The sequence below is a fragment of the Sphingobacterium sp. JUb56 genome (genome assembly GCF_014191365.1).
Taxonomy (GTDB): Bacteria; Bacteroidota; Bacteroidia; order Sphingobacteriales; family Sphingobacteriaceae; genus Sphingobacterium; species Sphingobacterium anhuiense.
On sequence record NZ_JACHWL010000001.1, the window covers coordinates 1,558,563 to 1,571,782 of the forward strand.

At 42.8% G+C, this 13,220-nt stretch carries 12 protein-coding genes; 3 read left to right on the forward strand and 9 right to left on the reverse strand.

What is annotated here, in order from left to right; translation table 11 throughout:
• The first annotated feature begins 209 nt into the window (after nt 1-209).
• Nucleotides 210-2,474, forward strand: coding sequence for a bifunctional alpha,alpha-trehalose-phosphate synthase (UDP-forming)/trehalose-phosphatase (locus FHR29_RS06355; RefSeq protein ID WP_183913150.1), 2,265 nt, complete (start codon nt 210-212; stop codon nt 2,472-2,474).
• Nucleotides 2,452-4,245: a glycoside hydrolase family 15 protein gene (locus FHR29_RS06360; protein ID WP_183913152.1), complete on the forward strand. Its 1,794-nt coding sequence runs from the start codon at nt 2,452-2,454 to the stop codon at nt 4,243-4,245. The genes FHR29_RS06355 and FHR29_RS06360 overlap by 23 nt, the downstream gene beginning before the upstream one ends.
• 100 nt (nt 4,246-4,345) lie before the next feature.
• On the opposite strand, the gene FHR29_RS06365 is transcribed toward FHR29_RS06360, so the two are convergent.
• From FHR29_RS06365 to FHR29_RS06380, 4 genes are all read right to left on the reverse strand, one after another.
• A complete protein-coding gene (locus tag FHR29_RS06365; protein WP_132768052.1) occupies nt 4,346-4,798 on the reverse strand; it encodes a nuclear transport factor 2 family protein in 453 nt (150 codons plus the stop codon).
• An 87-nt stretch (nt 4,799-4,885) separates the two neighbouring features.
• Nucleotides 4,886-7,108 carry a molybdopterin cofactor-binding domain-containing protein gene (locus FHR29_RS06370; RefSeq protein WP_183913153.1) on the reverse strand — a complete coding sequence of 741 codons (2,223 nt, stop codon included), beginning with the start codon at nt 7,106-7,108 and terminating at the stop codon, nt 4,886-4,888.
• Between the two features lie 31 nt (nt 7,109-7,139).
• Nucleotides 7,140-7,781, reverse strand: coding sequence for a hypothetical protein (locus tag FHR29_RS06375; RefSeq protein ID WP_132768048.1), 642 nt, complete (start codon nt 7,779-7,781; stop codon nt 7,140-7,142).
• Between the two features lie 40 nt (nt 7,782-7,821).
• Nucleotides 7,822-8,280 (reverse strand): (2Fe-2S)-binding protein, encoded by a 459-nt coding sequence (locus FHR29_RS06380; RefSeq protein WP_132768046.1) that lies wholly within the window; start codon nt 8,278-8,280, stop codon nt 7,822-7,824.
• A 268-nt stretch (nt 8,281-8,548) separates the two neighbouring features.
• Between FHR29_RS06380 and FHR29_RS06385 the strand changes: the two genes are divergently transcribed.
• The gene (locus FHR29_RS06385; RefSeq protein ID WP_183913155.1) at nt 8,549-9,685 is read left to right on the forward strand and encodes a cysteine desulfurase family protein; all 1,137 of its coding nucleotides are present in this window, start codon (nt 8,549-8,551) and stop codon (nt 9,683-9,685) included.
• Between the two features lie 8 nt (nt 9,686-9,693).
• On the opposite strand, the gene moaCB is transcribed toward FHR29_RS06385, so the two are convergent.
• The 5 genes from moaCB to FHR29_RS06410 all read right to left on the reverse strand — a co-directional run bounded on the left by moaCB (nt 9,694) and on the right by FHR29_RS06410 (nt 13,220).
• On the reverse strand, nt 9,694-10,608 hold the full coding sequence (gene moaCB / locus FHR29_RS06390; RefSeq protein ID WP_260291920.1) for a bifunctional molybdenum cofactor biosynthesis protein MoaC/MoaB: 915 nt from the start codon (nt 10,606-10,608) through the stop codon (nt 9,694-9,696).
• 1 nt (nt 10,609) lies between these two features.
• Nucleotides 10,610-11,038: a molybdenum cofactor biosynthesis protein MoaE gene (locus tag FHR29_RS06395; RefSeq protein WP_183913156.1), complete on the reverse strand. Its 429-nt coding sequence runs from the start codon at nt 11,036-11,038 to the stop codon at nt 10,610-10,612.
• Nucleotides 11,039-12,136, reverse strand: coding sequence for a HesA/MoeB/ThiF family protein (locus tag FHR29_RS06400; protein WP_183913158.1), 1,098 nt, complete (start codon nt 12,134-12,136; stop codon nt 11,039-11,041).
• Between the two features lies 1 nt (nt 12,137).
• Nucleotides 12,138-12,368: a MoaD/ThiS family protein gene (locus FHR29_RS06405; protein WP_132768037.1), complete on the reverse strand. Its 231-nt coding sequence runs from the start codon at nt 12,366-12,368 to the stop codon at nt 12,138-12,140.
• Between the two features lie 117 nt (nt 12,369-12,485).
• Nucleotides 12,486-13,220 carry a sulfite exporter TauE/SafE family protein gene (locus tag FHR29_RS06410; RefSeq protein WP_021191760.1) on the reverse strand — a complete coding sequence of 245 codons (735 nt, stop codon included), beginning with the start codon at nt 13,218-13,220 and terminating at the stop codon, nt 12,486-12,488.

The following is a 13,220-nucleotide window of genomic DNA, read 5'->3' on the forward strand; positions in this document are numbered from 1 at the left end:
GCAAAATACAGATGACACGCTTCCAAGCCCAAGGCTGCTTCAACACAACCACTGGGCATTAAACGCACAGCATAACGCAAAAGTAGGCAGTAGTCCAGGCTATGTACATGAAAATTAAAACCCATTTTAGAACAAAAACTTAGTCAATATCGAGCCCGTTAACAACAGATGGCCATCTGTAAAGAGACCATCAAAAATTAGAGAAAAACATGTATAAGAAAAGAACAATTATCGTTTCCAATAGATTACCCATACGCATTGAACGTAAAAACAACGAACTGCAGTTTATCCCGAGCGAGGGCGGTCTGGCCACAGGCTTAGGTTCGGTTTACAAAAGCGATGAGAACATATGGATTGGTTGGCCCGGAATTATTCCCTTAAACACACAAGAAGAAGAAATCATAACCCAGGGACTGGCTGAACACAACCTTATTCCGGTCTTTTTAACCGAAGAGGAACTAAAAGGGTATTATGAAGGATTTTCGAATGAGGTCTTATGGCCGGTTTTTCATTACAGACCTTCCTATGCGGTGTACCGTACGCCCGATTGGGAAATGTACCAAAAAGTGAATGCAAAATTTTCAGCAGTAGTCGACCAGCAAAATGTACAGGAAAAAGATGAAGTCTGGATCCATGATTATCAGCTGATGCTGCTCCCACAACTGGTTCGCCAATCGCATCCTACCATTGCAATCGGCTTCTTCCAGCATATTCCTTTTCCAAATGATGAAGTTTTTAGAAGTATCCCGTGGCGAAATGAATTACTCAAAGGACTACTGGGAGCAGATCTTATCGGTTTCCACACCTTTAATGATACACAGCATTTCCTAAACTCCTGTGCCCATATTCTTGGTCTCAATGTACAGAACAATTGTCTGCATACCGATGGGCGCAGTATATTTACCGAAGTCTATCCAATGGGTATCGATTTTGATAAATTCTCACAGTTATCCAATAGCGAACCGATCCAGACCCGTGCACAGGCGATAAAAGATTATTATAAAGATCAGAAAATAATACTCAGCATCGATCGTCTTGATTACAGCAAAGGCATCATTGAACGTTTAGTGGCATATGAAAATCTCTTGGTTAAATACCCGGAATTAAAAGAACAAGTCGTGCTCTACATGATTGTCGTTCCTTCACGTGATCATGTCGCTCAATATAAACAGTTACTGGACGAAATTGACCGTACTGTTGGCCATATCAATGCTGTATTTGGTAGTAACGAATGGACACCTATCGCCTATTTCTACAATTCATTTCCATTGGAGGAATTATCGGCCTTGTATGTGGCAGCAGATATCTGCCTGATCACTTCGTTACGTGACGGAATGAACTTGGTGTGTAAAGAATATATCGCCAGTAAGGAGAATACCGATGGTGTGCTGATCTTAAGCGAACTGGCAGGCGCGGCAAAAGAATTGACACAGGCCATCCATATTAATCCCAATGCAACAGATCAGGTTACCGAAGCCATTTATAAAGCTTTAAAGATGCCCGTCGCTGAACAACGTATGCGTCTCAATGACAGCATTGAAATTGTCAAGAAATTCAATGTTAGACACTGGGTTCGCTTATTCTTCAGCAGACTTCGTGAAATCAAGTTATTTCAGCAGAATGAAATGGCCCGAAGGATCAATGAACAGACCAAACTCGCGATACTGGATCAATATAACCGTGCAACCAGAAGGTTATTCTTCCTCGACTACGATGGAACCCTGATCGGTTTTCAAAACGATGCCGCAGCTGCAATACCAACAGAATCGCTTTACGACACCTTAAATCTGCTGCAAGAAAATGATGCCAGTCAAGTCGTGATTATTAGTGGCAGACCACATGAGACACTCGACACCTGGTTTTCCGATAGACAGTATTATCTGGTCGCAGAACATGGCGCATGGAGCAACTATCCGACGCACAAATGGCAAAGCGGTGCAATCTTATCTACGCGATGGAAAATCCCGGTCAAACATATCATGAGCAAGTTTGCCAACAATACAGCTGGTTGTGTGATTGAGGAAAAATCTTATTCCTTAGCTTGGCATTACCGTAAAGCACAGCCTGGGCTTGGGCAGCTTCGCGCGCTGGAATTAGTGGAGAGCTTACGCTATTTAGTACAACAGCATGGCTTACAGTTATTAATGGGCGATAAAGTGATTGAAGTTAAAAATAGTGAGCTCAATAAAGGTAAAGCAGCAATGGAAATTGTCAACAGCTATAACCCCGATTTTATCTTTGCAATCGGTGATGATGCTACGGATGAAGATATGTTCTTAGAGCTCCCTGCCGATGCGATTACCATCAAGGTGGGCAATAAAAAGTCCGCGGCGCAGTTTTATGTAGATACACAGCAAGAAGCCGTTCAGCTTATAGAATACTTTGCTTACAATAGAGTAAAACAACAACAGATCAACGGATCAGATTCAGAAATTAAAAAAATTGAAACTTATGACCAAAACAGCGAAGCATAAATATAATAGTGGTATCATCGGCAATTGTTCCTACATTGCCCATGTCAATATCACCGGAAATATTACCTGGCTATGTTGGCCGACCTTTGAAGATTCATTTGTATTTGGAAGTTTATTGGACCAGGAGAATGGTGGTGAATTTTCGATCCTGCCCACTTCAGAAATCACGAATACCGATCAGCAGTACATTGAAAACACCAATATTTTATGTACGACGTTGACAACCGAAGAAGGCAGTTATCGGATCACCGATTTTGCCCCACGTTTTGAGCAGTACGAGCGCTATTACAAACCACTGATGTTGGTCCGTAAGGTAGAACCCATTTCGGGACGACCAAAGATCCGTGTTCGCTGTACACCTAAGTATCAATACGGAAAACAAGGATTCACGAAAAACCGCGGCAGCAACCATATCCAATTTGAACAGGAGGACATCAGAATGCGCTTGGCAACAAATATGCCTGTAAGCCATTTTTTCGATGATATTCCGCATGTACTGAGCAGTACTGTTTATTTGGTTATGACATTCGGAAGCCCATTTGAGGCTCCGATAGAACGAACCGCAGAAGATTTTTTAAGCAGAACTAAAAGTTATTGGCACCGCTGGGTAAAAAATGCTTCCATCGCCCCATTCTGCCAGAAAGAAGTCATTCGTTCTGCGCTGGTTCTTAAACTTCATCAGTATGAGGATACAGGTGCTTTGATCGCGGCCAGCACGACAAGTCTTCCCGAACATCCGGGAAGTGGCCGTAACTGGGATTATCGCTACTGCTGGTTGCGGGATAGCTACTATGTACTGACTGCCCTGAGTCACATCGGGCAGTTTGAAGAGATGGAAAAATACGCTTCCTACATTGCCAATATTACGCAGACCGATCGCGGACGCCTGCAACCGCTCTACGGCATTATGGGACAGCATCAGCTGACAGAAACCACACTGGATCATCTGGAAGGATACTTAGGAAATAAGCCCGTACGCTTGGGTAATCAGGCTTTTGAGCACATTCAGAATGATGTGTACGGACAGGCACTGCTTGCCCTGTTGCCTATGTTTACCGACCACCGCTTTAGTCATCAGAATACCGGTTTGGCCAAATCCTGGACCAACTATATTCTGAAGAAAATTGAAAGCACCATCGATGAGTTCGATGCGGGGATCTGGGAATTCCGGAATTTTGAAAACAGACACTGCTATTCCAATCTGTTTCAGTGGGCAGGTGCGACAGCAGCTTTAAAAATTGCCGAACAGTACGGTTTTGAAGAAATCAAAATTAAGGCACAAGAATTACGGGAACGCGCCAGTGTGCATATTGAAAGCTGCTACGATGAAGAGCGCGGTGTGTACACAACGGCTACGAAAAACCCCAATTTAGATGCTTCTACCCTACAGCTGATCATGATGAACTATCTAGATCCCGCTAGTGATAAAGCAAAACGTCACCTCGAAGCTTTGGAAGAAGAGCTGAAAGGAGAAAATGGGCTGTTTTACCGTTATCTGCATAAAGACGATTTTGGAAAACCGAAATCAACATTTTTGGTATGCGCCTTCTGGTATGTGGAAGCACTGGCCTGTGTGGGTAGATTAGAAGAAGCGCAACAGGTATTCAAGCAGTTGATCGGTTACGGCAATCACCTTAAATTATTCAGTGAGGATGTCGATGAGCAAGACGGTAGTCAATGGGGCAATTTCCCACAGGCTTACAGTCATGTGGGACTGGTCAATGCAGCAAACCGCATAGCGGTTAAACTGGATCACCCTGCATTCTTGTAATCTCGTTGATAGTCAATAAATTTGGAATAATAGAACAGAGACAATGCTTGAGTTCTATTATTCCAATTTATACTATCAAACAACTTATTGCAAGTTACAATTAGTGTTCAATTTTATGCGTATCACGCACACTACTAAAGGTCATGGCCAGCATCTTCCAATCTTTCTTTTGCTTTTTGTAAACCTCCGTTACCGTAAACTCCGTTACTGCATCATTTCCACGCACATCAGCTGTTAAGGTAATTCTATTCCAAACAATTGCAACATCGCCTACGATCTCGACCGCTACATCATGAATAGCGGCATTCTTATACCAGATTCTACCGGTTTTTATAATGTCGAGTTCTTCATTCTTCTTCCATGTTCCGCTCATATGAACAAACTTTGACTTATCATCGAATAATGCTGCGAGTTTATCGACATTCTTATCAGCCATCCACTGCCACTTCAATTTCGACAGTTCCTTCACTTCTTCTACTGCATTCATTTTTTGTGCAAAAGACAACTGTATTGTCAAGACAAATAAGAGTAATCCAAAAATAGCTTTTTTCATTTTTTATTGTTTTTATTTTAAAACTGATGTTCTTTAATTTTCATAAATACGATCAATCCTCCAATTAGACGAAAGGCTAATAGAGAATTAACCCTGCGTTCCGTGAGCTAAGTATTGTTTCATAAAAGGTTGGTTATAGTATCGTTTACCAGTATGGTGAAAAAGAGCATTGGCAACAGCACCGAACATCGGCGGAAATACCGGCTCTCCCATACCTGTGGGGTTTTCCTGATTTTGCACAAAATGAACTTCGATATGTTTTGGACACTCACTCATACGAATGATCCGATAAGTATTGAAGTTGCTTTTCTGCGGTACTCCATCTGCGAACAATTGTTCTCCGTATAGTGCATTTCCAATACCGTCAATCACCGCACCTTCCGCCATATTGACGGCTGCATCCTGATTTACCACAATACCACAATCGACGCTTGCAATCGCCTGTACAACATAGGGTTCATTATTCTTAACGCCTATATCGACCAAAGCCGCGGCATAGGTATTATGGCAAAAATAAGCCGCAATGCCTCTCCCTGTACCATCGGGTTTTTTTAGTAAACTGGCTTTCTCCTTCAACAATTGCAGGACACCTGCGTAACGTGATGCATCATAATCATTACGTTGTCCAACAGGACGTTCTTTCGCCCTTTTAATTAATTCCAGACGAAAATCGATCGGATCTTTTTTCATTTCAACAGCCAGTTCATCCAAAAATGACTGCTCTGCGCTAGCCATAAAATTGGATCGCGGTGCACGAAATGCTCCGATCGTAATATCGGAATCAACCGCCCAAGATTCGGCTAAATAATGATTAACCGCTCCCGCCGGAAATCTATTTTCATGTAGCGGAGATTCCGGTATTCCCCCAGCCTTGACATGAAATCCGATCAACTGATTATTGTTATCTAAAGCAGCCCGATATGTTGCACTGTAAGTAGGTCTATAAATACCATATGTCGCTTCATCTTCACGGGTATACATCAATTTCACAGGAGCATTTAATTTCTGAGAGATCACGGCGGCCTCCACCAGATGATGTCCATAAGCCCTGAGTCCAAAACCGCCACCCATACGGGCGAGCTTAATCTTTATCTTTTCTTTAGGCAACCCTAATCGGGCCACCAAGGTTGTTGTGATGACCTCCGGTGCCTGGATAGGCGCATATAATTCCGCTAGATCTGCCGTTACATGAGCAAAACAGGAAACGGGCTCCATGGTATTGTGAACCAAAAATGGTGCTGTATACGTTCGCTCAATGATGCGGGCAGCATTTTTAAATGCAGCATCCGGATCTCCGTCCTTACGTTTAACTTCCCCTGGAATCTTCGCATATCGATCCATATCTGCATAATGACCAGCTGTACTCTCCAGTTGAAGCGTGTCTTTATTCTTCCTTTTTGAGGCCGTTTGCAGTTCCAATTGCAGTTTTTTCTTTGCTTGCATCACTTCCCAGGTAGAAGTACCCACAACTACAGCTAAGCTGCCGAAACTCATCGTATCAAAATAATTGCGCGTATAGTCCTTTGCGAGCGGTTCAATCAGAAAAACATCCTTTATCCCCGGCATTTGACGTACTGCAGTATCATCAAACGCTGTGATCTCCTGCCCAAAGGCTGGTGGATGTACAATCATAGCAATTAACATACCCTCCTGCTTATAGTCACTGGTAAACAAGGGTTTACCCGTTACAATATTATCCAGTTCCACATTCTGCTTTGACGAACCTATTACTTTAAAATCAGCCACATCCTTTAACTTCACATCTTTTGGTAACGGAACTTGGGCTGCCTGAGAGGCAATTTCACCGTAAGTTATTTTTTGATCACTTTTTTTGTGGAAAATGACACCAGCTTCTGTATGAATTTCGCTTAGCGGTACCGCCCATTTTTCAGAAGCTGCAATGATGAGCATCTGCCGTGCAGTAGCTCCCGCTGTTCGCAACACCGGCCAAGCCTGACGAACCGACTGACTACCACCAGTGAACTGGCGTCCATATCTTTCTGGAAAAAAATCAGCCTGCTCCACCGTTACTTTCTCCCAGGCTACATCCAGTTCCTCTGCGAGGATCATCGGAAGAGATGTCTTTACATTCTGTCCAAATTCAGGATTGGGATTAAATAATAGTACATCACCATTTGGGTAAATTTTGATATAGCTGTTCAATTCAATTATAGCATCGGCTACTGGTCCTGGCTCACTTGCCATCGCTCCAGCACCCGGCCAGTTGAAATGTAAAATCATTCCGCCACCTGCTAAAAGCGCGGCTTTTAAAAAAGATCTTCTGCCTAGCGTCGTTTTATCTGTTGTCATCGCTTATTTCTTTGATTTTTTGAAAAAATAATTACTTCGTGGGAGCATAAGCACCTGTTGTCAACCAGGTAATCCAAGCTTCTTTAAAAGCAGCATGACTAATCGGAGGCAGTGTCCTTCCTTCTCCGGGCTCCCAGCCCCATTTTACCAATCCATCATCCGCATGCGCTATCAATGCTTTTAGATCTTTATTTCCATTTTGTTTTCGGTCTACCAACTGCTTAGCCAATTCATATGCACTTTTTCCTTCAAAGACCATTTTCATATCCGCAGGTGGAAGATGCCAATTCGGACTTCCTGGCGGAGTTTTCAATCCTGTTGTATTTTCATCCTGATGGCAGTTATTACATTTCATGGTCAGCATTCCTTTTCCTTCAGGCCCGCGTTTCGGAAACATCGCATGCAACTTGCGCTCATCACCCTGAAGCGGAATATCACCGCTTGGATGGCAATTCACACATCGGGGACTCTGTAGCACAGCATATACTTTTTTAAACGCTTCAACAGACTGTATGCTATCTTTCTTGACCCTGATATTCGGTTCTAATGTATTTTCAGATCGGGAATCACTTGTAAAAGCAGAAACCAGAACCGTTAAAAACAGACCGATGACACCCAAAGTCAATGCAAGCTTGTAAGTACCTTTGCTTCTTATATTTTTTAATATTTTCATGAGCTATTTTTTAGCAGATTACACATCTATACATAACCATTTATTTCTTTTGCAATGATGCAGCATGATGTATGGCCTGACGAATTCGAGAATAAGTTCCGCAACGGCAGATGTTTCCGGTCATGGCATCATCAATATCCTGATCAGTTGGATTCGGCCGTTCACGTAATAATACAGCTGCCGACATGATTTGACCGGCATGACAGTAACCACATTGGGGCACATCCACATCTTTCCAGGCAACTTGCAATGGATGGTCACCTTTTTCAGAAAGACCCTCAATCGTGATCACCTCTTTGCCAACTGCGCGTTTCATTTTTGTAACACAGGATCTTACCGCTTCACCGTCCATATGGACCACACAAGCACCGCATTGTGCTACTCCACAGCCGTATTTTGTTCCAGTCAAACCGACGACATCACGTAAAAACCACAGCAGTGGCATCTCTTTATCAATAACGACCTCGTATTCCTTTTTGTTAATGCGAATGGTTTCCATAATTGTGTATGTTAGTTGTTATATAACAGTCTGTATTCATCATTTGTTTATTTTGGGCTTATCCTCTTTCTTTCAGATACTTTGGCTCTCCACTTTCAAAAGCCATCACATCATGATCTTAGTCTTAAAAATATGTGTTTTTCACCTATACCTTATCGAGCACAGCACAAAACAGTAATATTGGTAGAAGAATCCGTAAATTGGGTTGTTGATTACAAGCAAAACGATGCTTTTTGAACCCATCCTCTCAAATTAATTCAGTACATTTATGGCTATGCAGTCATCAATCGTATACCTCGACTATAATGCCACTACACCCGTTGATGATCGGGTATTAGAACGGATGTTCCCCTTTTTCAAGCAGCAGTACGCCAATCCCAGCAGTCCCCATCTTTTTGCATTGCAGGCTCAGGAAGAGATTGATTTTGCTCAGCAAGATCTTGCCCATTTAATTAACTGCCGTGCAAGCGAACTGACTTTTACGTCAGGAGCCACAGAAGCGATCAATATGGCGATAAAGGGGCTGACCTATGGTCACCGTAAACATATCATTTGTGCATCCACAGAACACAATGCAGTACTTGAATGTTGTCGTTACATGGAAACTAAGGGATATGCTGTCACTTATCTGCCTGTAGATAAAGATGGCATCATCGATTTAAAAACGCTGGAGAATAGCATAACAACAGATACGGCGCTAGTTTGTGTCATGCTTGTGAACAATGAGACAGGTGTTATGCAAGATATACCATCAATTGCCACCCTAACCCATCAGGCGGGAGCATGGTTCCTGTGCGATGCGACACAGGCTGTCGGCAAGATTCCGATTGATGTAAAGCAGATGCAAATCGATTTTATGCCGATTTCAGCACATAAGTTTTACGGTCCTAAAGGTATTGGCGCGTTATATACCAATCCTGCTATTGGTTCACTGGAACCCTTGCTGCATGGAGGTCGGCAACAGCAAGGTATGCGAAGTGGCACCCTCAACGTTCCGGGTATTATAGGAATTGGAACTGCCGCAGCTATCGCAAAACAGGAAATGACAAATCAAAATAAGCTAATTTTAACGTTACGCGATACACTGGAAAAATCCATCTTAGAAATCGATGAAACTTTTGTCAACGGCCACCTGCACAAACGTATCTTCAATACAACAAATATCAGCTTACGCGGTCTACACTCCCAAGAAATGATACTTGCACTGGGCAACATTGCTGTTTCCAGCGGCTCGGCATGTTCATCCGTAACACACAGACCTTCTCCGATATTGCAAGCTATGGGACTGAAGGATGAAGATAACCTCAGTGCGATCCGGTTTAGTTTAGGTCGGTTTACAACTGAACATGACATCGATTACACCCTGGACAGAATCAAGAAAGTTGTTACCAAACTTCGTGGATAGCTAAAAAGCTATCCGTGTCCCTGATTATCCTGAACAGGAAAAACATGCAAGAGCTGTGGGAATAGCGCTTTCATACTTTCTTTCACCCCATTTGTTGAGCCTGGCAATGTCAAGACCAGCATACGGTCAGCAAAACCCGCGACCGCTCTGGAAAGCATCGCCGTTTTTACAAATTGCTGGCCATACTGTCTAGCAATTTCCATTACACCCGGCAATTGTTTGGTTAAATAGGGTTGCACAGCCTCAGGTGTAACATCCCGGTCAGACACTCCCGTGCCGCCCGTATAGATCAACATATCGATTCCTAATTCTTTGGAAACCTGCAATTGATGTTGAATAGCATCAATTTCATCCGGCACAACCTCAGATCGTACGACGGCAATACCATAATCTTCCAGTAACTCTTGCAATACAAACCCAGAGCGATCTTGTTTTTCGCCTGAATAGACCGAATCGCTACAAACCACAACTGCAGCTTTTATCGACCTGTTTTCTAACAGATGTGCATGGTCACTTTTACCTCCCGATTTGTGCAATAACCGAATCGAGCCGATTTCAACATGTTTATCGATCGGTTTTAACATATCGTACAGCACCAGTGCGGCGACAGAAGCACCATGCATCGCTTCGACTTCTACACCGGTTTTATAGATCGTGTGCACGGTTACCGAAATCTTAATTGTGAGTTCTTCAATCTCAAAATCTATTGCTGCATATTCTATTGGCAACGGATGGCAGTCCGGGATGATATCGCTCGTTTTTTTTATGGCAAGCAACGTAGCCGCACGGGCAAACTCATAAACGTTTCCCTTCGGAACCTGTCCGTTTTTGATGGCATCTACCGTTAGAACATGAGAAGTAACCACAGATGCTGTTGCTACCGCTTTACGCAACGTAGCGGTTTTATGTGTAATATCGACCATCTTAATTATTTTTTTTCCACTGATGTGTATCGTCCTCAAATAGCTCTTTTCCCCAGATCGGAAGTTCTTTCTTGATGTGCTCCACGAGCTCATGGCAGGCCTGTTGCGCATCTGCGCGGTGTTTAGAAGATACAAATATAAAAAGGCACAATTGGCCGGTTGGCACCATCCCTAAACTATGGTACACATGCATACAGATGAGCTTATACTTGGCAAACATTGCCTCTCTGATGGTATCCATTTTTTCTATAGCCATCTGTTCATAAGCTGTATATTCAATTGCGGCTACGGATCTACCGTCTACCACATCGGCCCTGATCTGTCCCAAGAATAACTCGTGGGCACCGATAGCTGTTTTACTGCTATGTGCTGCAATACTCTTCGCGATCTGATCTGGAGAAATGGCTCCCTGCACAAATATATTTTTCATTTATTCTGCTTTATTAATACTTAAATATGAAATAATGCCACCCGCCAGGTGACTTACCCTCTTTGCGGAACCGAAATGCGCTTTCAGCTTTCCCGCGGCATGTAAACTGCGTTTTCCGCTTTGACACACCATAATAATATGTGCGGTCTTTAATTCATCCAAACGGTCAAACAGTGCAGACAAAGGGATCTCCTGTGTCGCGATCGGAAATGGAGGTTCCTCATAGGTTTCCCGGATATCAACCAGACTGACGTTTTTATCCTGCAGATAGAATTCAATTTCATGCGGATAGATCAAACTGATATCCTGTCCCAAGTGTCGGTCCTGCTGAGTAGCCACCCTCTTTTCTGTAGCATAAACTTTAGCCCTTTCAGAATTCGGAGTGATCGATAAGATCATGGACTGATAGGTCAAAACATTAAAAGTCATTAACTTATTGACCAAGGGCTCTCCTATACCCGTTATTAACTTCAACACTTCGGTGGCTTGCATCAGTCCGATAATCCCCGGCAAAACACCCAATACACCATTTTCTGAGCAGTTTGGAGCTTCTTCAGCACTCGGGACTTGTGGAAATAGATCGCGGTAATGACAGACAGTTCCATCATCATCAGCGACATTAAAGATTGCTATCTGCCCTTCGTATTGATAGATCGCCGCAAAAACAAGCGGTTTTTTCAAACGTGTACAACAATCGTTTATAATATAACGTACCGCAAAATTATCCGTACAGTCAACAACTATATCATACTGTGAAACAATAGCATTATCATTGCTATCATCAAGCAAAACAGGATGTCCAACGATTGTGATAGACGGATTATTTTCGCTTAGCTTCCGCACAGCAACTGCGCACTTTAACTGCCCAAGATCTGCGGTGCTATATAGGGTCTGGCGTTGCAGATTACTCAGTTCTATCGAATCAAAATCAACGATACCGATACGCCCTACACCTGCCGCAGTCAGATACTGCAGTACCGGACAGCCTAAACCTCCAGCTCCGACAACAAGTACCTGAGCCGCGGTAAGCTTTTCCTGCGCCTCATAACCAAAACCTGGTAAACTGTAATGCCGCTCATATCGTGGATCCCAATGCATATTACCCTCCCGAAAATGGTGGCAGAAGTGCTACCGTATCTGATTCCTGTAACAGAACCACCTCTTTTGTAATCTTTCCATTCACTGCAAGCACCATTTTACGGTTCTCGAGTAAAGGAAACTGCTGGATCAAACTTGTTAACAAATTTTCCGTATCCACTGCTTCCATAAAGAACTCTTTCTCTATAATTTCTACAAGCGGTCCAAATGCAAGTACTTTAATCTTATTCATCTCTTATTCAAATTAAGCATTCTTTTTATCTGATGAGACATCCCATAGGGATCATGCTCGTCAAAAGTCAAGACATATCTATCCAATTCTGATCACTATTGCTTTCTTACCGCGTAGCTATGCCGAAGTAAAGAGCAATTTATAGGCGGCAACGAGTAACACTGTTGCCAGTACATATTTTAAAACATCCTGATTAAACTTTTTAGAACCTAAATAAGCACCCAAAAGCCCACCACTGAATGCTACCACAATATATAAAATCATATTGGAAGTCAACGTAATACCCTGCGTCAACATTCCTCCCAGTCCAGCCAAAGAATTGACAAAAATAAATGCGGCACTGATTGCCGCCGTTTGCTTTTGGTTGGTCCATAGCAACAAGATCAAAATAGGTGAAAGGATTATGCCTCCACCTATACCGATCATTCCGGACAGAAGCCCTATGAAAGCACCCAACAATATCGAAATCCATTTTACTGGAGGTACCAGCCGATCGTCTTCCACATTCTTAAAAAAGAAAAATCGGACGATCGGCAGCAACAGTAAAATTCCTAATATTTTTTTATAAAGATGATCATCGATCGATAACATACCGCCCAGAAAAGCAAAAGGTATAGATGCCAGCGCTATGGGTATAAAAATCTCTTTCTTAAAATGATTTCCGCGGTAATACTGAATAAAGGCAGTCAAGGAAACAAATAAATTTAAAAACAGCGCTGTAGGTTTCATTTCTTGCGGCGCCACGCCATAAAGAGCCATTAAAGCCAGGTAACCGCTCGCTCCGCCATGCCCAACAGAGGCATATAAAAAAGCAACAATAAATAAAATAATAAAAAAAATTTCGGTATCCAT